Genomic DNA, 20,805 nt, shown 5'->3' with positions numbered 1-20,805 from the left:
GAGACGGCGGTGGAGCGGGTGCTGGACGGTTTCGTCCCCCGGGGTCAGAGCAGCGCGAACTGGCCCTCCGGGCCCTCCTCGTGGTGGTCCAGGACCGTCGCCGGGTGACGGGTCGGCTCCGGGGGCGGGAGGATCCCCGTGTCTCGCAGCTCCGCCGTCGTGACCAGGTCGGCCGGGACCAACTCCGCCTGCTGCGCGCGCACTTCGGCCAGCAGTGCCAACACCGTGATCAGCTCCAGGAGTTCCGACGTCCAGGCCTGGGGCCAGGCGGCCGGACGGATCGCGGCGAGCGTGCCCGGCTCCGCCTGCGCCGTGCGGGCCGCGAACCACCGTTCCAGGACCCGGACGCCCGGAGCGCTCTCGAAGTCCCAGGCCTCCGGCGGCACCGGGGAGACGCGGCCGCCGTCGACGTGCAGGCTCTCCTCGTCGCGGTCGTAGTGGAGGGTGAGGGGACGGGCCGGAAGCGGGGCACGGACGTAGGGCCGCCGGCCGCCGGGAAGCTTGGGGCGCTCTCCGCCGCGGCGCAGGAGCCGCAGGGCGCGGTGCCCCAGTTCGACGCCCCGGGCCCACAGTTCGCGGTCCCGGGTGAGGGGAAGGGTGCCGTCGGGGCGGATCGCGGTCAGGGTCCAGGCGAGGAAGTCCACCGGATCGGGGGAGTGGCCCAGGTGATCCAGCAGCCCGGGGGCGAGGTTGGGGTCCGAGCCGCCCGGCCGCCGGTACAGCGGACGCACCCGGCCGGGGCGCCGCAACGGGATCAGGGAGGTCACCAGCAGGGGCGCGTCCGGCGTCTCCACCACGAACACCTGCCGGTCGTCCGCCACCCGCCACAACTCCGGCCGGGCCGCGTCGATCAGCCGCTGGTCGGGGATGAGCCACTGCTCGTCGAAGGGAGCGGCCAGCACCCTCACCGGTTCCGGGCAGGGGCCGGCTGCCCGGACCAGCCGCTCCGTGCCGCCCGCCCGGCCCGGCAGCTGGCCGACCGCCGTGCGCAGGGTGCGCGAGCGCGTCGGCTCGAACAGCGCCTCGCGGTCCGGGCCCTCGGCCTTCATCAGGGCGTCCCAGCGGGCCTTCAGGGAAGCCGGGTCGGGAGCCGTCGGCCACCCCCGGCCGAGCCGCGGCGGTGCGACGGACCACGGCATGAGGTCCGCCAGCGGCGGAGCGTCGTCGTGCGTCACGCTGGGCATGGTACGTGGGACCGCCCGCGGGAGGGTCACGTCGCGTCGAGGGTGACCGTGAAGGAGAAACGGTCGCCCCGGTAGTGGATGACCGCGGCGTCGAGCACCCGCCCGTCCCCGTCGTAGGTCACGCCCGTGTAGTGCAGGATCGGGCTCAGCAGCGGAACCCGGAGGAGCTGGGCGGTCTCCGGGTCCGCGAGCCGGGCCTCGACCGTGTCCGTGATCCGGCCGATGCCGGCGCCCACCACGTCCCGCAGCACCTTGGTCATCGGCCAGCGCACCAGATCCTGCGGGTCGATGCGGGCGGCGACCTCGGGACGGACGTAGTTGCGGGCGTGGTTGGTCGGCTCGCCGGTCTTCTCGTCGCCGCGCAGCCGGTGGTACGTCGCCACCTCGGCCAGGTCCGGGAAGTGCTCGGCCAGTTCGGCCGGCACGGGCGCCTGTCCGTGGCCGAGCAGTTCCGTCACCATGCCGGACTGCTGGGCCACGATCGCGTCGACCGAGCCGAGCAGCCGCACGGGCGCACCCCGCTGGACGCCCGGCTCGATGAACGTGCCGCGCCGCCGGTGCCGGGTGATCAGCCCCTCGTCCTCCAGCTCCTTCAGCGCCTGCCGCATGGTCAGCACGCTCACCCCGTAGTGCCCCGCCAGCTGCTCCTCGGTGGGCAGCCGCAGCGGGTCGCGGGGCGAGCGGCCGAGTATCGAGGCGCGCAGCGACTGCGACACCTGGTACCACAGCGGCAGCTTGCGGTTGAGGACGATGGAGTCCGGGGCGAAGGAGGTCACGGGCCATCCGTACCTGGAGGGAATCTTCAGTGCAAGGGGCGGAAGTGCCGTTCGAGGCCGTCCCACACGTCGTCGTAGCGCTGTTGCAGATGGTCCGCGCCCGCCGCGTGCGGGGTGAGGGTGAGCGGCCAGCGCGTCTCGAACATGAACGCCAGTCCGTCGTCGATCTTCTGCGGCCGCAGCTCGGCGGCGCTCGCCCGGTCGAACGTCTCCCGGTCCGGCCCGTGCGCCGACATCATGTTGTGCAGCGAGCCGCCGCCCGGCACGAAACCGCCCTTTCCGGCCGTCTTCGCGTCGTAGGCACCCTCGATCAGGCCCATGTACTCGCTCATCACGTTCCGGTGGAAGTACGGCGGCCGGAAGGTGTCCTCGCCCACCAGCCAGCGCGGCGCGAACACCACGAAGTCCACGCCGGCCAGCCCGGGGGTGTCGGACGGCGACGTCAGCACCGTGAAGATCGACGGATCGGGGTGGTCGTACGAGATCGACCCGATGACGTTGAAACGGCGCAGGTCGTAGACGTAGGGGACGAGATTGCCGTGCCAGGCGACCACGTCCAGCGGCGAGTGGCCGTACGTCGCGCGCCAGAGGTTGCCGCAGAACTTGTTGACCACCTCCACCGGCCCCTCGACGTCCTCGTACGCGGCGACCGGCGCGCGGAAGTCGCGCGGGTTGGCGAGCCCGTTGGCGCCGATGGGGCCGAGGTCGGGGAGGCGGAAGGGGGCGCCGTAGTTCTCGCAGACGTACCCCCGGGCGGAGCCGTCGAGCAGCTCCACGCGGAAGCGCACCCCGCGCGGGACCAGCGCGACGTCACCCGGCTCGGCGTGCAGCAGGCCGAACTCCGTGCGCAGCAGCAGCCCGCCCCGCTCGGGGACGATCAGCAGCTCGCCGTCGGCGTCGCTGAAGACGCGGTCCATGGAGGCGTTCGCGTGGTAGAGGTGCACGGCCACGCCGGTGCGCTGGGTGGCGTCGCCGTTGCCGCCGAGGGTCCACAGGCCGCCGAGGAAGTCCGTGCCCGGTGCGGGCTCGGGCAGGGGGTCCCAGCGCAGCCGGTTGGGGTCGGGGACCGTCTCGGTGAAGGGGCCGGTGCGCAGCGCGCCGTTGTCGGCGCGGGTGAACGCCGGATGCGCGGCCGAGGGGCGGATCCGGTACAGCCAGGAGCGGCGGTTGTGGGCGCGCGGCTCGGTGAAGGCCGTACCGCTGAGCTGTTCGGCGTACAGGCCGAGGGGCGCGCGCTGCGGTGAGTTGCGGCCCTCGGGGAGGGCGCCCGGCACCGCCTCGGAGGCGTGCTCGTTGCCGAACCCCGAGAGATGGGCCAGCCCCTCGGCGGTCTTGCGTGCGTCCCCGCTGCTCATCGTCGCTCCCTTGCGTGGCGGTTCCTTGCCCTGCCGATTCCTATGCATCACCGTAGGATTGCGTTTTCGCAGACGCAAGAGGTCCGGCGGTCCTCCTCACGGAGGACGATCACACCCGGCCGGAACCAGACCCCAGAAGGATCCGCGTGTCGGACAGGTGCTCTAATCTCCCGGGCATGTCGTGGAAGCGCGTACTCGTCGCCGCGCTCGCGGTCTGTGTCCTGCCGCTGGCCGGATCCGCGTGCGGCTCCGGTGATGCCCGGGAAGAGGGGACCGTCGTGTCGCCCTCACCGGTGGGCAAGGTCCTGGACGACACGGACGACGACGGGAGGCACTACCGCGAAGTGGGCGACAAGGGGGCTCCCCGGGTCGGTGTCGAGGTCCAGCCCGACAGCGACGGCAGCTGGGACGTCCGGCTGAAGCTGGCCAATTTCCGCTTCTCCCCGTCCGGAGCGCCCGAGAAGGCGGCCACCGGACGCGGCACCGCCCGGCTCTACGTCGACGACCAGCCCGTCGCCGATCTGCGCAGCCCCTCCTACCGCATCCCGGCCGGCTATCTCCCGCACGGGACGCACCGGGTCACCGCGCGGCTGTACGCGGACGACGGCACGGTGTGGGCGGTCGACGGCAAGCCCGTGCAGAGCACGGCGGACATCACGGCCTCGGAACCGTCGCCCTCCCCGTGACCGCGTCGACGCCCCCGTTGAGTGCAACGGCCACCTTTCTCCGTACCGAGGGGCGAGGTTCACCCGCCCGCGACGGAAAGGCATCATGAAGTCCGTGCCCCAAGCGACATCGCTCCGTCGTGCGCCCGTCCAGCGGCGCAGTGCCGAACGGCTGACCAGGATCCTGGACGCCTGCGCCGACCTCCTGGACGAGGTCGGCTACGACGCCCTGAGCACCCGGGCCGTCGCCCAGCGCGCCGGCGTCCCGATCGGCTCCGTCTACCGCTTCTTCGGCAACAAGCGGCAGATGGCCGACGCGCTCGCCCAGCGCAACCTGGAGCGCTACTCCGAACGCGTCACCGAGCGGCTGAAGGGAGCCGGGGGCGGAGAGGGCTGGCGGGCCGCCATGGACGCCGTGCTCGACGAGTACCTGGCCATGAAGCGCACCGCGCCCGGGTTCTCCCTCGTCGACTTCGGCAACCAGATCCCGGTCGGCGCCCGCCAGGCCGAACCCAACCACCGCGTCGCCGACCGCCTCACCGACCTCCTCTCCGCCTACCTCGACCGCGACCCCGACGAGAACCTGCGCCGCACCTTCCTGATCGCCGTGGAGACCGCCGACACCCTCGTCCAGCTGGCCTTCCGGATGGATCCGGAGGGGGACCCGAAGGTGATCGAGGAAACCCGGGAGCTGTTGCGGGCCTATCTGGCACGCGCACTGGACTGACCGGCCCCGTTCACGGGAAGGTGCCCGTTGCCGAGGTGAGTCGTCAAGCGGGCATGGGGGGAACGCTGTGGCTCGGGTGGTCTGCGTCCATGGGATCGGCCAGCAGCACACGGGGGAGCGGGAACTGCACCGTTCCTGGCATCCCGCGCTGGCCGACGGACTGATCCGCGCGGGCGCCGCGGCCACGCTCGGCGCGGACGACGTGCGCTGCGTCTTCTACGGTGACCTGTTCCGCCCGCCCGGCCGCACCCTCGCCCTCGGCGACCCGCCGCTCGACGCCTCGGACGTGGAGGAGGGACTGGAGAGCGAGCTGCTGCTGCAGTGGTGGGCGGAGGCGGCCCGCACGGACCCAGCCGTCCTCCCGCCCGACGCCCGCACCCTCGCCCGCACGCCCCAGGCGGTGCAACGGGCCCTCAACGCCCTCAGCCGCTCCCGCTTCTTCGCCGGCGTGGCCCTGCGGAGCATGGTCCTCGACCTCAAGCAGGTCCGCGGCTACCTGTGCGACCCGGCCCTGCGGGACGCCGTCCAGCAGCGGGTCGCCGACGCGGTGACCGGGCGCACCCGGGTCGTCGTCGGCCACTCCCTGGGCAGCGTCGTCGCCTACGAGGCGCTGTGCGCCCACCCCGAGTGGCCGGTGCGCTCACTGCTGACAGCGGGGTCGCCGCTGGGCATCCGCAACCTCGTGTTCGACCGCTTGCGGGCCGGGGCCGCGGGCTCCGGATCCCCCGGTGACTGGCCGGGCGCCGTCGAACACTGGACCAACCTCGCGGACGAGGGCGACGTCGTGGCCCTGGTGAAGGACCTGCGGCCGCTGTTCGGCGAGCGGGTCGTGTGCCAGGTGGTCCACAACGGGGCACGGGCCCACGACGCGACCCGGTACCTGAACACGGCGGAGGCGGGACGCGCGGTGGACGCGGGTGCTCGGTGGTGACCGACGCAGGCCGGGCGGCGGGTGAGGGGCGCGGTGCCGGGCCCCGCTGAAGCGGCGGTGGCCGCCCTGCCCGCGACGGCCGCCCCGGCCCCGGACGCGGCCGACCGCCGTTTCCTCGTCGCCGCCGCCGTCACCGACGTCACGGCGCATCCCGAGGCCGAACGCGCCGAACTCGCCGCCGACGTACGGCGGATGGAGGACCTCTTCCTCGGCGAGCTCCGCTACCACCGGGCCACCGACCTCCCCGCCCTCAACCCCACGCGCCGTCAACTGCAGCACGCCCTGCGGGCGTTCGCCACCGCCCCGGACCGCCGCCCCGAGGACTACGTGGTCCTCTACCTCGCCACCCACGGCGTCACCGCCGAGCACAGCGGACGCCACTACCTGCTCCTGCACGACAGCGACGCCCGGGACCTGCGCGGCACCGCCCTGCCCACCGAGGACCTGGTCGCCCAGCTCTGGGAGGACACCCCGGTCGAACGCCTCCTTGTCCTGATCGACGCCTGCTACGCCGAGGAGGGAGCCGACAGGGCGCTGCGCGGCGCGCTGGAGGCCCGCAGGTTCAGGGAACCGGTCACCGAGCACGGCACCACCGGCCTCGTGCTCGTCTCGTCCTCCCGCCGCAAGGAGGAGGCGTACACCGGCGCCCTGTCGGCCGCCTTCGACCGCGCCGTACGCCGTCAGGCCACCGCCGGTCACGCGCCCGCGCACATCAGCCTGGAACACGTCATGGCGGCCATCCGCGGCGATCCCGAGGTGCCGGCCGCACAACGGCCCGTCTGGTCCCTCGCCCATGCCACCGGGGACATCCCCGCCTTCCTCCCCAATCCCCGGCACGTCCCCGACTCCGCCGGGCTGAAGCTGGAGGAGATCGACCGCATCGTCGCCCTCGGCGCCCGCGAACGCGACGCCCGGGAGAAGGACATGCGCGGCTTCTTCGTGCCCCGTGCCCGCGGCACCGACGTACCCACCGAGGACGTCTGGGACTTCACCGGCCGGCACGCCGCTCTCGGCGACATCACCGCCTGGCTCGATCCACGGCGCACCGGGGACCGGCTCTGCGTCGTCACCGGCGACCCCGGCTCGGGCAAATCGTCCCTCCTCGGCATGGTGGCGGTGCTCACCGATCCGCTCCGTCACGACTCCGTGCCCCGGACCGGGCTGCCCGCACTGCTGCCCCGCGCCGGCGACGTGGACGTGCGCGTCAACGCCAGTCACCTGTCCACCCGCCAGCTCCTGGAGGCGCTGTCCGCGGCCGCGGGCTGCGCCGCCGCATCCCTCGGAGCCCTCACGGCTCACCTGCAGACCAGGACGGACCCGCTCGTCGTCCTCGTCGACTCCCTGGACGAGGCACTGACGCCCCACGAGGCCGTCGACGAACTCCTCACCCCGCTCACCGACCCCGAACGCCGTCTCCCGCTGCGCCTGCTGATCGGCGCCCGCCCGCACATCGCCGCCCGGCTGCCCGCCGGGGCCCCGCGCATCGACCTCGACTCGGAGCGCTACGGCGACCCCGACGCCGTCCGCACCTACACCCGCAAGCTCCTGCGGGCCCCGGGCTCGGTCCTCGGCGACGCCGCGCCCCGCCTGGTCGACGCCGTCGCCGAGGCGGTCGCGGAGGCGGCCGGCCGCTCCTTCCTGGTCGCCCGGATCACCGCCCGCACGATCGCACGGGAGCCCCGGCCGCCCGACCCGTACGACCGGCGGTGGCGCGACGAACTCCCCCGGCTGCCGGGCGAGGCCATGGAACGCGACCTGGTCCAGCGCCTCGGCCCCCAGGCCGCCCGCGCCCGCGACCTGCTCCTGCCGCTCGCCTACGCCCAGGGCGCGGGCCTCCCCTGGGCGACCGTCTGGCCCCGGCTGGCCGCCGCCCTGTCCGGCGAGCCGTACGGCGACGAACACATCGTCTGGCTGAGGCAGGCGGCGGGGTCGTACGTCGTGGAGAGCGTCGAGAGCGGGGGGTCGGTCTACCGCGTCTACCACCGGGCGTTGATCGAGTACCTGCGCGAGGGCCGGGACACGGAGACGATCCAGCGCACGGTGACCGAGGTGCTGCGCGACATCGAACACCCCTACGTGCGCCGGTACTTGGCGCTGCACGCGGGCGAGGGCGGGGTCCTCGACCCGCTGGTCCAGGACGCCGCCTTCGTCCTGGGCGCCGAGCCGGGCCAGCTGCTGGCCGCTCTGCCCGGGCTGCGGACCGTGGAGGGGCGCCGGGCCGGGCAGGCGGTACGCGACCTGGAGGAGCTGCTCAGACGGCGCGAGGGCGCGGGCCCCGACCCCGGGACCCGCGCCCGGCTGCGCCTCGCTGCGGTGTGCCGCCAGGCGCGGGAACTGGCCGACTCCTGCGACGCGGGGGAGGGGGCACTGCCGTGGCGGGCGCGCTGGGCGGCGTGGAACCCGCACGAGGGCGCCCGGCGGTATTCCGGGATGACCGTGGGGACCCGGACGGGGGCGGTGGTGCCGGGCGACGGCGACGCGCAGTACCTGGAACTGTCCTGGTGGGACGGGGTACGGGCCTGGGATCTCGACGACGGCACGTGGAGCCGGGTCGCGGCCGACACCGGTGATCCGTACCGGTCGACCCTGACCGTGCTTCCCCAACTGCCCGGTGGAGCCGCCGCCGTGGCCTACGGGGACGAGGTCGAGATCCGCGGCAGGACCCTGCGGAGGATCCGTCACTCCCGCCTGATGCACCTGTGGTCGGTCTGGAGGACGTCGCGCACGACCTGGTGCCTGCCGCCCGACCCGTTCGTGGACGCCGAGCCCGAGCGGCGCATCCCCCGGGCCCCCCGGCAACTGGCGCTCACCGCCGACGACGACGGCAACCCCGATCTGGCCGTGCTCCGCTTCGACGACGGCCAGGCGGCCGTGTACCTCCTCGGCGACCGCACGGCGTACCCACCCCTCCCCCGGGAGCGGAGGCGTTCGCTGTACGACAACGAGGCCAAGGAATGGCAGGCGCGCTTCTCGCACCTGGCCGCCGTGGACCATCTGACGCTCGGGCCGCGGGCCACCGACGACCCCCGGCGCATCACCGCCTGCGCGGCCCCGCGGGGCCTGGCCCCCCGGACGCTCCTGGTCGGGTACGAGGACGGCGAGGTCCTCGAAACCGACCTGAGACAGGGAAGCCGGCTCTCCCGGGTGAACACCGGCCACGACTCCCCGGTCACCCACATCGGCCTGATCACCGGCCACCCCCGGGGCAGACTGCTCGTCACCGCGGCCCGCGACGGCACCGTCCGCGTCTCCTCCCTCACCACCGGCCGGCCCGTGCGGCCCCTGCTGTCCAGTGCCTTCCTGATCGCGTCCCTCTCGGCGCGCCGCGTCGGACGCCAGTGGATCGTCGCCGTCGCGACGGCCGACGGCTCGCTGCACCGGATCGACCTCGACAGCGGGCGTCCCATCGGACTGCCGCTGCGGGTGGACCGGGGACCCTCGGTCAGGGTGGAGACGTTCGCCCTGCGCGGCGCCGACTGCGTGTCCGTCCAGGGCGACTCCCGGGGCCTGCAGGTGTACGACCTGGTCAGCGGCGCTCGCGTCGGCGGGCAGGAGTTCCGGCACGAGGCGTCCGCGGTCTGCGCGGCGGGCGGGACGGTGTGCGTGGGCGGCTCGGACGGCGTCGTACGCCTGTGGCCCACCCCGCACGCGGCGGACTCGACCCAGATCACGGCCCACGACGGTGCGGTCCTGGCGCTCGGCCGCGTCCGCGGCCCGTCCGGCCGTCCCGCGCTCGTGAGCGTGGGCCTGGACAACGAGATCCGCTGCTGGGACGTCGAGCGGTCGCACGAGCTGTGGCGCCGGAGAGTCCTGGACCCCGGGCCCTGGCAGGTACCGCTGCTCGCCTGCGCCACGACCGGACGCAGGGCCGACGGCCGGGACTTCGTGGCCACCGGCGAGCACCAGGGACGCGTCAGGGTGCTGCTGCTGAGCGACGGACTGCCCGTCGCCGAGCAGGAGTTCACCGTGCCGGACATGGTCACGGCCCTCGCCGCGGGCCGGGTGCGCGGCCGGGACGTGCTCGCCGTCGGCACCGGATCCGGCCGGATCGCCTGCTGGGACGTCGGCGCCGCCCGTATGTACGCCCTGGGCCCCGAGCCCCGCCGACGGGTCTGGACGACCGCGCTCGCGCTGGCCCCGGACGGCTCGGGGCGACTCGCGACCGGCGGCGCGGACGGCACCGTACGGGAGTGGTCGCTGCCCACGTGCCGGCCGCTCGGCCCCGCCCGCCCCGGGCACCGGCGACGGGTGACCGCCCTGGCCTACGCCGGGGGACGCCTCGTCGGATGCGGCGCCGACCACCGTCTGGTGTCGTACGCGGACGGTGGGGAACGCCGGATGCCCATGCCCCTGGTCTCGTTCGGCGAGGCCGCGGACGGATCCCTTCTGGGCGGCGACGAGCGGGGCCGGGTGTGGCGGGTGGAGGCGGGCGACGCGGGCCTGGCCGTGGCCGAGGCGCTCGACGCCGTACGGCCCGTGTCCGCCGTCGCGACCGTTGCGGTCGACGGCTCCACCGCGGTCGTCGCCGGCAGCCCCGACGGTTCGCTCCAGGTGCGCGAGGGCGAGCGCGGGCGGCTGGTGCGGCGGCTGCGGCCCGTGTGCGAGAGCGGGGTGCGGGAACTGGCCGGTGTGTCCTGGCGGTCACCCGGCAGACAGCCACGGCCGCTGCTGTTCGCGCGCAGCGAGTGGGGAGTCCTGGAGAGCTGGGACTTCGGGACGGCCGGCCGGATCCGCTCCCAGGGCCTGCCGCTGGCCACGCCGGTCGCCCACCAGGACCCGCGGGCCACCCTGTCGGTGCAGCCCGCCGCGGACGGAACCCAGGCGGTGCTGTCGCTGGCACCGTGGGACGCCCGCCCCAGCCGGCCACTGTGGGACTCCGACGAGGACACGCACCTCGCCGTCCTCGACGTGGCCCGCGGCCCCGTGCACAGCCAGCCCTGCCGCCCCCTGGGCGAGAACACGCCACAGGGCCCCTTCCGGGCGGTCCGCTGCGGCGGCACCCTGCTCGTCTTCGTGCCCCTCCCCGGCCGGGTGGTGCGCGTGCTCGACACACGGACGCGGCGCTGGGCCGCGCTGCCGGAGGACGACCTGGTCGAGGTGTTCGCCCTCGTCGCCGCGGACGGGGACGAGATCCTGGTGGTGGGGGGTGAGAGCACCAGGGTGTACGCCTGGGAGAGCCTGCGCACCTGTTTCACCCGTCCCGGCGAGCGGCCGTCCGAGATCCGGCCGGTGACCGCCCGTACCCGTCTCGGGCGGCGCGCCGCTCCACCACCGCCCCCGCTCCACGAGCACGCGGTCGTCCTCCCGACGTACAAGGCCCGCCACGCCGTACTGCTGCCCGGCGGGCAGACCTACGCGGTCGCGGCCCAGAACGAGCTGGCCGTCGCCTCGGTGCGGGACGGCGTCGTCCTGCGCGGGCTCGAGCTTCCCTCGCCCTGTACGGCCCTCGCCGCCGGACCGGGTGGCGAACTCGTCGTCGGTACCCGCAACGGCCTCGTCCTCTTCGACTGACCTGCTTCCCCCCGCCGATTTCCGACCTCACCCCCGCGCCCCCCTCCCCGTCGGGCATACCGGTCGGTATGCTCGGCCGGAAGATGGCATCGTCGCCCCCCCAGGAGGACCCGTGTCCCGCACCGCCCTGCGAATCTGCCCCCTGTGCGAGGCCACCTGCGGGCTGACGCTCACCGTCGAGGGAACCAGGGTCACCGGCGCCCGCGGTGACCGCGAGGACGTGTTCAGCAAGGGGTTCATCTGCCCCAAGGGCGCCTCCTTCGGGGCCGTCGACGGCGACCCGGACCGGCTGCGCACCCCGCTCGTGCGCCGGGACGGCGAGCTGCGCGAGGCCACCTGGACGGAGGCCTTCGACGCCGTGGCCGCCGGGATCCGCCCGGTCGTCGAGCGGCACGGCCCGCACGCGGTGGGCGTCGTCCTCGGCAACCCCAACGTCCACACCATGGCCGGCGCCCTCTACCCGCCCGTGCTGCTGGCCGGGCTCGGCACCCGCAGCCTGTTCACCGCCTCCACGGTCGACCAGATGCCCAAGCACGTCTCCAGCGGACTGCTCTTCGGCGACGCCAACGCCATCCCGGTACCGGACCTGGACCGCACCGACCACCTTCTCCTCATCGGCGCCAACCCCCTGGAATCCAACGGCAGTCTGTGCACCGCCCCCGACTTCCCGGGCAAGCTCAAGGCCCTGAAGGCCCGCGGCGGCACCCTCACCGTCATCGACCCGCGCCGCACCCGCACCGCCAGGCTCGCCGACCGGCACGTCGAGATCAGGCCCGGCACCGACGCGCTGCTCCTCGCGGCGATGGCGCACGTGCTGTTCGAGGAGGACCTGGTGGACCTGGGGGAGCTGACCCCGCACGTCGAGGGACTCGACGAACTCCGGGCAGCCGTACGGGACTTCACTCCCGACGCGGTGGCCCCCGCCTGTGACGTCGACGCCGGCACCGTCCGCGCCCTCGCCCGCGAACTCGCCGCCGCCCCCACCGCCGCCGTCTACGGCCGCATCGGCAGCTGCACGGTCCCGTTCGGCACCCTGGGCAGCTGGCTCGTCGACGTCCTCAACATCCTCACCGGCAACCTGGACCGGCCCGGCGGCGCGCTCTTCCCGCAGGCCGCCACCGACCGCACCCCCCGCCCGGCCGGGCCGGGCCACGGCTTCGCGCTCGGCCGCTGGCACTCGCGGGTGAGCCGGCACCCCGAGGCCAAGGGCGAGCTGCCGCTGTCCGCGCTCGCCGAGGAGATCGACACCGCCACCGAGGAGGGCGAGCCGGTCCGGGCGCTCGTCGTGGTGGCCGCCAACCCCGTGCTGTCCGCCCCGGACGGCGACCGGCTCGACAAGGCGCTCGGCTCCCTCGACTTCATGGTCAGCGTCGACCCGTACCTGAACGAGACCTCGCGCCACGCCGACGTCGTCCTGCCGCCGCCCCCGCCCTCCCAGAGCGCCCACCACGACTTCGCCTTCAACACCCTCGCCGTGCGCAACCAGGTCCGCTACTCCCGCCCCGCCGTCCCGCTGGAGCCCGGCAGGATGGCCGAGACGGAGATCCTCGCCCGGCTGACGCTGGCCGTGACCGGCATGCACGGCGCCGACCCGTCCGCCGTCGACGACCTGGTCATCGGCCAGACCCTCGGCAAGGCGGTCAAGGAGCCGCACTCGCCGGTGCACGGCCGTGACCCGCGGGACCTGGCCACCCTGCTCACGGGCGAGAACGGCCCCGAGCGCCGGCTCGACATGATGCTGCGCCTCGGCCCCTACGGCGACGGTTTCGGCGCACGCCCGGACGGGCTGAGCCTCGCCCGGCTGCTGGACCACCCGCACGGCATCGACCTCGGGCCGCTGGGCCCGCGTCTGCCGCAGCCGCTGAAGACGCGGAGCGGGCGGATCGAACTGCTGCCGCAGCCGATCGCCGACGACCTGCCCCGGCTCACCGCGGCCCTGCGGGAGCGGCCCACCGGACTGGTCCTCGTCGGACGGCGCCATCTGCGTTCCAACAACAGCTGGATGCACAACGTCCCGGCCCTCACCGGCGGCACCAACCGCTGCACCCTGCACATCCACCCCGAGGACGCGGAGCGGCTGGGCGTGCGGGACGGGGCGCCGGTGCGCGTGAAGGGCGCCGGGGGAGAGGTGACCGCTCCGGCGGAGGTCACCGACGGCGTGCGCCGGGGCGTGGTGAGCCTGCCGCACGGCTGGGGTCACGACCGGCCCGGCACCCGTCTCGGCCACGCCTCGACGGACCCCGGCGTCAACGTGAACCAGCTGCTCGACGGCAGCCTGCTCGACCCCCTGTCGGGCAACGCGGTGCTGAACGGCGTACCCGTCGAGCTCATGGCAAGCCTGTGACCTGGAATTTTGCGCTTATTGCTCGCACGTCAACGTCTTGTTAACGCCGTTTGACGGGACCTAACGTCGTCGCACCGCCTGCCCGGTGGGATGTTCAAGGGCGAACGTTAGGTATCCACACATGTTGACCATCCTCGGCTTTGCCATGATCGCGACCTTCCTGGTCCTGATCATGATGAAGAAGATGTCGCCGATCGCGGCGCTCGTCTTGATCCCGGCACTGTTCTGCGTCTTCGTCGGGAAGGGCGCCCAGCTCGGTGACTACGTCATCGACGGCGTCAGCAGCCTCGCCCCCACCGCGGCGATGCTCATGTTCGCGATCGTCTACTTCGGTGTGATGATCGATGTCGGCCTCTTCGACCCGATCGTCCGGGGCATCCTGAAGTTCTGCAAGGCCGACCCGCTGCGCATCGTCGTGGGCACGGCGCTGCTCGCCGCGATCGTCTCGCTCGACGGCGACGGCTCCACCACCTTCATGATCACCGTCTCGGCGATGTACCCGCTCTACAAGCGCCTGAAGATGAGCCTGGTCGTGATGACCGGTGTCGCCGCCATGGCCAACGGCGTGATGAACACGCTGCCCTGGGGCGGCCCGACCGCCCGCGCCGCCACCGCGCTGAAGCTCGACGCGAGCGACATCTTCGTGCCGATGATCCCGGCCCTGGCCGTGGGCCTGCTCTTCGTCTTCGTCCTCGCGTACGTCCTCGGCCGCCGCGAGCGCAAGCGGCTCGGCGTGCTGACGCTGGACGACGTGCTGGTGGAGGAGACCGCGCTCGTCGAGGAGAAGGAGACCGAGACCGTCCTCGTGGGCGCCGGCGGCTCCGGCACCGGCAACGGCACGTCCCGGTCCGGCGGTTCCGGCGCCGGCACCGCCCTCGGCGACGACGAGCCCGAGGAGGGCTTCCAGGGCCTCGACCCGCGGCGCGCCACCCTGCGTCCCAGGCTGTACTGGTTCAACGCGCTCCTCACGGTGACCCTGCTCACCGCCATGATCATGGAGTGGCTGCCGATCCCGGTGCTGTTCCTGCTCGGCGCCGCGCTCGTGCTCACCGTGAACTTCCCCCACATCCCCGACCAGAAGGCCCGGCTCGCCGCCCACGCCGACAACGTCCTCAACGTCTCCGGCATGGTCTTCGCCGCCGCCGTCTTCACCGGCGTGCTCCAGGGCACCGGCATGGTCGACCACATGGCCAGGTGGATGGTCGACGTCATCCCCTCCGGCATGGGCCCGCACATGGCGCTCGTCACCGGTCTGCTGAGCCTCCCGCTCACCTACTTCATGTCCAACGACGGCTTCTACTTCGGCGTCCTTCCGGTCCTCGCCGAGGCCGGCGCGGCGCACGGCGTCTCGCCCCTGGAGATGGCCCGCGCCTCGCTCGTCGGCCAGCCCCTGCACATGTCGAGCCCGCTCGTCCCGGCCGTCTACGTCCTGGTCGGCATGGCGAAGGTCGAGTTCGGCGACCACACCCGCTTCGTGGTCAAGTGGGCCGCCCTCACCTGTCTGGTGATCCTCGGGGCGGGCCTGCTGTTCGGCATCATCTGACCCGCTCCCCGTACCTGGAGGACTTCGTGAGGCCCGGCAGGAACCGCGGCTGGCTGCTCCGTCTCGTCATCGCCTTCTCCTTCGCGCAGGGGGCGGTGTCGATGGCCCGGCCCGCCGTCTCCTACCGGGCCCTCGCCCTGGGCGCCGACGAGCGGGCCGTCGGCGTCATCGCGGGTGTCTACGCACTGCTCCCGCTGTTCGCCGCCGTACCGCTGGGCCGCCGTACGGACCACGGCCGGTGCGCCCCGCTGCTGCCGGTGGGCGTGGTGCTGATCTCCGGCGGCTGCGCCCTGAGCGGCCTCGCCGGTTCCCTCTGGGCGATGGCCCTGTGGAGCGGGGTGATGGGCCTCGGCCATCTCTGCTTCGTCATCGGCTCCCAGTCGCTCGTCGCCCGCCAGTCCGCCCCGCACGAACAGGACCGCAACTTCGGTCACTTCACGATCGGCGCCTCCCTCGGCCAACTGGTCGGCCCGATCGCGGCCGGGGCCCTGATCGGCGGTGACGACATGGCGGGCACCAGCGCGCTCGCCCTGTTCGTCGCGGGCGCGGGCTGCGCGGTCGCGTTCACGTCCCTGTGGCGCATCGAACACCGCGACACGGCGCCCACGTCCGGTACGGCGGACGGCGACCGCGTCCCCGTCGGCCGCATCCTGCGCACCCGGGGCGTCCCGGCCGGAATCTTCGTCAGCCTCGCCGTGCTGTCCGCGACCGACGTCCTCACCGCCTACCTGCCGGTGGTGGGCGAGCAGCGGGGCATCGCCCCCTCGGTGATCGGTGTCCTGCTCAGCGTCCGCGCGGCGGCCACCATCGCCTGCCGGCTCGTCCTCACCCCGCTGCTGCGGATGCTCGGCAGGACCCCGCTGCTCGCCGTGACGTGTCTGCTGGCGGCCGTGCTGTGCGCCGGGATCGCGCTGCCGGTACCGGTCCGGGCGCTGGGCGCGATGCTCGCCGTCCTGGGCTTCTGCCTCGGGGTGGGGCAGCCGTTGTCCATGACGACGGTCGTCCGGGCCGCGCCCGACGGCGCCCGTTCCACGGCCCTGGCGCTGCGGCTGACCGGCAACCGCCTCGGCCAGGTCGCGGCGCCCGCCACCGCGGGCCTGGTCGCCGGGATCACGGGCGCGGCCGCGCCCTTCGTGATGCTCGGCGTGCTGCTGGCCCTGTCGGCGGGTGTGGCACTGCGGTCACCGGCGAAGCCCGCGAACCCCCCGGAAGGCCCGGCGCAGGGGGCCCCGCCACGGCGGTCCGGATCGGCCATGGGCCGGACGAGGGACACCTGACGGACCGTAGGGCGATGCTCCCACCGATCGGGGCGCGGATGTGACAAAGAGTCGGATGACGAGTGATTTGTATGAAAATCATCCGACTTGGAGGAGCTTGCATGCACGCCACGCCCCGTCCCCGCCGCGCCGGCGCCCGCACCGCCGCCCTCGCGGCCCTCACCGTCGCGGGAAGCGCCCTCTTCGGGGTGCCCGCGGTCGCCGTGCCCGGCGAGAACGGAGACGTCAAGATCCACGCGGTCGGAAAGGACACCGCCGAGCCCGACAACGACCCCCACGTCTGCGGCTTCTACCTGGACGCCTTCAACTTCGACCCGAACGAGACGGCCGACTGGACCATCGTGGCCGAGCCGCCGACCACCACCGGTGTCCGGCGCAACGACTCGATCACCCTCGACGACACGGGAGCGGGGCACACCGACGCGATCCACCTCCCCAACGGGCACTACCGGCTCACCTGGGTCACGCCGGACGGCGACGGCGAGGGCAAGTTCAAGACGTTCTGGGTCGACTGCGCGCCCGGCCAGGGCAACGGCGGCCCGAACGGCGGACCCAACGGCGGCCCGCCGGCCGGCGGTGGCGGTCTCGCCCGTGACGCCGCCGTCGGGCCGGTGGCCGGTGCCGCCACCGTGGGTGCGGCCGCGGTCGGCGGCGTGGTCTGGTTCCGGCTCCGCCGCCGTACGCATGGCGCCGCGTAGACGCAGGCGCAGGCCCTGGTACCGGACGCGCGCCTACCGCCTGGCCCGGACGGTCGTGCTGAGCGCCACGCTGGTCACGGGGTGCGTCCACTGGACCCAGGACGAGGAACCCCCGGGTGCGGCCGTGGCCGGCCCGGGCGGCTCCGCCGGGGTGGCGGCGGTGGGGTCCGCGGGGCCCGCCGCCTCTGCCCCGGCCGGTCCGGGCACGCCCGCCCGGGCACCGGGGACCTCGGGGGCCCCGGTCTCCGGGGGGCCCGGGGCGCCCCGCCCGCAGGACGGGGACTCCCGGCCCCGGGGGACGCCGTCCCACGGCGAGCCGCGCCACCCCGCAGGCCGGCCGGGCGGCCCGGACCGGCCGGGGCCGGGGCGGCGGGACCCGGCGGGCGGGCCGGCCCGCCAGGGCGAACCCGGGCAGCCGCATCCTGCCGGTCGACCGCGGGGTCCGCAGCGTCCGGGACAGCCGGGTGGATCGGGTCGGCCGGGCCGCCCGGGTGAAACAGGTCAGCCGGGTCGGGGAGCTCAGCAAGCCCGCCCGGGTGAGGCACAGCGCCAGGGCCGGCAGGGCCGGCCGGGCCAAGCCGGCCGGCCCGCCCGCCCGGCCGGTCGCCCCGCGCCCCGGCAGGCCCCCCGCCCCGGTGCCGCCCCGGCCCGGCCCCGCCCCCAGCCCCTGCCGCGCTCCCGCGCCACCCGCCTCGCCATCCCCTACATCGGCGTGGACGCCCCCGTCATGGACCTCCGCCTCGACGGCAGGCGCCGGCTGCCCGCACCCCCGGAGGACGAGCCCGAACTCGTCGGCTGGTACGCGGCCGGCCCGACCCCGGGCGAGCGGGGGACCGCCGTCGCCGTCGGCCACCTCGACACCGACCACGGCCCGGCCGTCTTCGCGGGCCTGTCCGAACTCCGGCGGGGCAGGCTGATCCAGGTCCGCCGCGCCGACGGCCGCACGGCCGTCTACACCGTCGACGCCCTCCGCAGGTACGAGAAGGCGCACTTCCCCAACGGGGAGGTGTACGGCGACCGGGGCCGCCCCGAACTGCGGCTGATCACCTGCGGCGGCACCTTCGACCGCAGGACCGGCTACAACGGCAACCTCGTCGTCTTCGCCCACCTCGTCCGCCTCGTCGGACCCACGGCCCGCTGACCCGGAGCCGGGGAGTGAGACGGCCCACTCCCGTGCCGTGGTGCATTACCCCTGGGGCCCCTGGTGCCGGAAAACTAACGACGCTAGTTTGGGGCCCGGACGAGGAGCACCGGCGGAAGGAACGCGATGAAGGCACAGGACGGCATCTATCTCGACGGCGCCTGGCGTCCGGCCGCGAGCCGGGACGTGATCGAGGTCGTCAACCCGGCCGACGAGCAGGTGATAGCCCGGGTCCCGGCGGGCAACGCCGAGGACGTCGACGCCGCCGTACGGGCCGCCCGCGCCGCGCTCCCCGGCTGGGCGGCCACCCCGCCCGCCGAGCGCGCCGCCCGTCTCACCGCCCTGCGGGACGTCCTGGCCGCCCGCAAGGGCGAGATCGCCGAGACCGTCACCGCCGAGCTCGGCGCCCCGCCGGCCTTCGCCCAGGTGGTCCACGCGGGCCTGCCGATCGCCGTGGCCGGCTCCTACGCCGAGCTCGCCGCCACCCACTGCTTCGAGGAGAAGGTCGGCAACTCGACCGTGTTCCAGGAGCCGATCGGCGTGGTCGCCGCGATCACCCCCTGGAACTACCCGTTGCACCAGATCGTCGCCAAGGTCGCCCCCGCCCTGGCCGCCGGCTGCACGGTGGTCCTCAAGCCCGCCGAGGACACCCCGCTCACCGCACAGCTCTTCGCCGAGGCCGCCCACGAGGCGGGGGTCCCGGCCGGTGTCCTCAACCTCGTCACCGGCCTCGGTCCGGTCGCCGGCCAGGCGCTCGCCGAACACCCCGGCGTCGACCTGGTCTCCTTCACCGGCTCCACCGCCGTGGGCCGGCAGATCGCCGCCACGGCGGGTGCCGCGATCAAGAAGGTGGCCCTGGAACTCGGCGGCAAGTCCGCCAACGTCATCCTGCCGAGCGCCGACCTCGCCAAGGCGGTCGGTGCCGGCGTCGCCAACGTGATGTCCAACTCCGGCCAGACGTGCAGCGCCTGGACCCGCATGCTGGTCCACCGCGACCAGTACGACGAGGCCGTCGAGCTCGCCGCGGCCGCCGCCGCCAAGTACGGCGACCGCATCGGCCCGGTGGTGAACGCCAAGCAGCAGGCTCGCGTGCGCGGTTACATCGAGAAGGGCGTCGCCGAGGGCGCCCGGCTGGTGGCCGGCGGCCCGGAATCCCCGCGTGAGCGGGGCTACTTCATCAGCCCCACGGTCTTCGCCGACGTCACGCCGGAGATGACCATCGCCCAGGAGGAGATCTTCGGCCCGGTCCTCTCCCTCCTGCGCTACGAGGACGAGGAGGACGCCCTGCGGATCGCCAACGGCACGGTCTACGGCCTGGCCGGCGCGGTCTGGGCGGGCGACGAGGCAGAGGCGGTGGCCTTCGCCCGCCGCATGGACACCGGCCAGGTCGACATCAACGGCGGCCGCTTCAACCCCCTTGCCCCCTTCGGCGGTTACAAGCAGTCGGGGGTCGGCCGCGAACTCGGCGCGCACGGTCTCGCCGAGTACCTCCAGACCAAGTCCCTGCAGTTCTGAGGAGGTTGTCGTGGTCCGTGCCGCCGTACTCCCCGCCGTGGGCGCTCCGCTGGAGATCGCCGACATCGACCTCCCGGACCCCGGCCCCGGCCAGGTCCGCGTCCGTCTCGCCGCCGCCGGGGTCTGCCACTCCGACCTGTCCCTGACCAACGGCACCATGCGGGTGCCGGTCCCCGCGGTCCTCGGTCATGAGGGCGCGGGTACCGTCACGGCCGTCGGGGAGGGCGTCACCGAGGTGGCGCCCGGCGATGACGTCGTCCTCAACTGGGCACCTTCCTGCGGGAGTTGCCACGCCTGCGGACTGGGCGAGGTCTGGCTGTGCGCCAACGCCCTGAACGGCTCGGCCGACGTGTACGCCCGCACCGCCGACGGCACCGACCTCCACCCCGGGCTGAACGTCGCCGCGTTCGCCGAGGAGACGGTCGTCCGGGCGTCCTGCGTGCTGCCGTTGCCCGAGGGCGTCCCGCTCACCGACGCCGCCCTCCTGGGCTGCGCCGTCCTCACCGGCTACGGCGCCGTCCACCACTGCGCGCGCGTCCGCGCCGGCGAGACCGTCGCCGTCTTCGGCGTGGGCGGGGTGGGCCTCGCCACGCTCCAGGCCGCCCGGATCGCCCGTGCCTCGACGATCGTCGCCGTGGACGTCTCCCCGGAGAAGGAGGAGCTGGCGCGGGCGGCGGGCGCCACGGAGTTCGTGCTCGCCTCCGAGCGAACGGCCCGCGAGATCCGCGCCCTCACCGGCAAGCAGGGCGTCGACGTGGCCGTGGAGTGCGTGGGCCGCGCGGTCACCATCCGTACGGCCTGGGAGTCGACCCGGCGCGGCGGCCGCACCACCGTCGTCGGCATCGGCGGCAAGGAGCAGGAGGTCACCTTCAACGCCCTGGAACTCTTCCACTGGGGCAGGACCCTGTCCGGGTGCGTGTACGGCAACTCGAACCCCGCCCAGGACCTGCCGGTGCTCGCCGACCACGTCCGCGCGGGCCGGCTGGACCTCTCCGCCCTGGTGACGGAGCGGATCGCCCTCGACGGGATCCCGGCGGCCTTCGAGAACATGCTGGCGGGCAAGGGCGGACGGGCGCTGGTCGTCTTCTAGCGGTCCGGGGGCCCGGTCACGGGCCCCCGGCGCAGCGACCTCGACCCT

Annotated in this window: 14 protein-coding genes; 11 read left to right on the top strand and 3 right to left on the bottom strand. The window is 74.2% G+C overall.

Features of this window, described 5'->3' with window-relative positions:
* Positions 1 to 44: 44 nt before the first annotated feature.
* The 3 genes from ACFY30_RS24925 to hmgA are packed head-to-tail and all read right to left on the bottom strand — an operon-like array spanning position 45 to position 3,315.
* Positions 45 to 1,184, bottom strand: coding sequence for a type ISP restriction/modification enzyme (locus ACFY30_RS24925; protein WP_390847344.1), 1,140 nt, complete (start codon positions 1,182 to 1,184; stop codon positions 45 to 47).
* 26 nt (positions 1,185 to 1,210) lie between these two features.
* Entirely contained in the window at positions 1,211 to 1,960 is a 750-nt protein-coding gene (locus ACFY30_RS24920) for a GntR family transcriptional regulator (protein WP_390847343.1), read from the bottom strand.
* 26 nt (positions 1,961 to 1,986) lie between these two features.
* Positions 1,987 to 3,315, bottom strand: a complete 1,329-nt coding sequence (gene hmgA, locus ACFY30_RS24915; protein WP_390847342.1) for a homogentisate 1,2-dioxygenase — start codon at positions 3,313 to 3,315, stop codon at positions 1,987 to 1,989.
* Between the two features lie 176 nt (positions 3,316 to 3,491).
* Between hmgA and ACFY30_RS24910 the strand changes: the two genes are divergently transcribed.
* From ACFY30_RS24910 to ACFY30_RS24860, 11 genes are all read left to right on the top strand, one after another.
* A complete protein-coding gene (locus ACFY30_RS24910) occupies positions 3,492 to 4,001 on the top strand; it encodes a hypothetical protein (RefSeq protein ID WP_390847341.1) in 510 nt (169 codons plus the stop codon).
* Positions 4,002 to 4,086: 85 nt separating this feature from the next.
* The gene (locus tag ACFY30_RS24905; RefSeq protein ID WP_390660704.1) at positions 4,087 to 4,707 is read left to right on the top strand and encodes a TetR family transcriptional regulator; all 621 of its coding nucleotides are present in this window, start codon (positions 4,087 to 4,089) and stop codon (positions 4,705 to 4,707) included.
* A 67-nt stretch (positions 4,708 to 4,774) separates the two neighbouring features.
* A complete protein-coding gene (locus tag ACFY30_RS24900) occupies positions 4,775 to 5,638 on the top strand; it encodes a hypothetical protein (protein ID WP_390847340.1) in 864 nt (287 codons plus the stop codon).
* Between the two features lie 33 nt (positions 5,639 to 5,671).
* A complete protein-coding gene (locus ACFY30_RS24895) occupies positions 5,672 to 11,149 on the top strand; it encodes a caspase family protein (RefSeq protein WP_390847339.1) in 5,478 nt (1,825 codons plus the stop codon).
* 112 nt (positions 11,150 to 11,261) lie between these two features.
* The gene (locus ACFY30_RS24890; RefSeq protein WP_390847338.1) at positions 11,262 to 13,493 is read left to right on the top strand and encodes a molybdopterin oxidoreductase family protein; all 2,232 of its coding nucleotides are present in this window, start codon (positions 11,262 to 11,264) and stop codon (positions 13,491 to 13,493) included.
* A gap of 121 nt (positions 13,494 to 13,614) precedes the next feature.
* Complete coding sequence (locus ACFY30_RS24885) at positions 13,615 to 15,036, top strand: CitMHS family transporter (RefSeq protein ID WP_390847337.1); 1,422 nt, start codon at positions 13,615 to 13,617, stop codon at positions 15,034 to 15,036.
* A 26-nt stretch (positions 15,037 to 15,062) separates the two neighbouring features.
* Positions 15,063 to 16,313 carry an MFS transporter gene (locus tag ACFY30_RS24880; protein WP_390847336.1) on the top strand — a complete coding sequence of 417 codons (1,251 nt, stop codon included), beginning with the start codon at positions 15,063 to 15,065 and terminating at the stop codon, positions 16,311 to 16,313.
* A 101-nt stretch (positions 16,314 to 16,414) separates the two neighbouring features.
* The gene (locus tag ACFY30_RS24875; RefSeq protein ID WP_390847335.1) at positions 16,415 to 17,011 is read left to right on the top strand and encodes a hypothetical protein; all 597 of its coding nucleotides are present in this window, start codon (positions 16,415 to 16,417) and stop codon (positions 17,009 to 17,011) included.
* Positions 17,012 to 17,723: 712 nt separating this feature from the next.
* Positions 17,724 to 18,152, top strand: coding sequence for a class F sortase (locus ACFY30_RS24870; protein WP_390847333.1), 429 nt, complete (start codon positions 17,724 to 17,726; stop codon positions 18,150 to 18,152).
* Positions 18,153 to 18,278: 126 nt separating this feature from the next.
* Positions 18,279 to 19,667, top strand: coding sequence for an aldehyde dehydrogenase family protein (locus ACFY30_RS24865; RefSeq protein ID WP_390847332.1), 1,389 nt, complete (start codon positions 18,279 to 18,281; stop codon positions 19,665 to 19,667).
* A gap of 10 nt (positions 19,668 to 19,677) precedes the next feature.
* Positions 19,678 to 20,757 carry a Zn-dependent alcohol dehydrogenase gene (locus tag ACFY30_RS24860; RefSeq protein ID WP_390847331.1) on the top strand — a complete coding sequence of 360 codons (1,080 nt, stop codon included), beginning with the start codon at positions 19,678 to 19,680 and terminating at the stop codon, positions 20,755 to 20,757.
* Positions 20,758 to 20,805 lie beyond the last annotated feature (48 nt).

Source organism: Streptomyces sp. NPDC000345 (assembly GCF_042898825.1).
Classification (GTDB): Bacteria; Actinomycetota; Actinomycetes; order Streptomycetales; family Streptomycetaceae; genus Streptomyces.
Note: the sequence above shows the minus strand (reverse complement) of the source record. Positions and strands in the feature narration are given on the sequence as shown.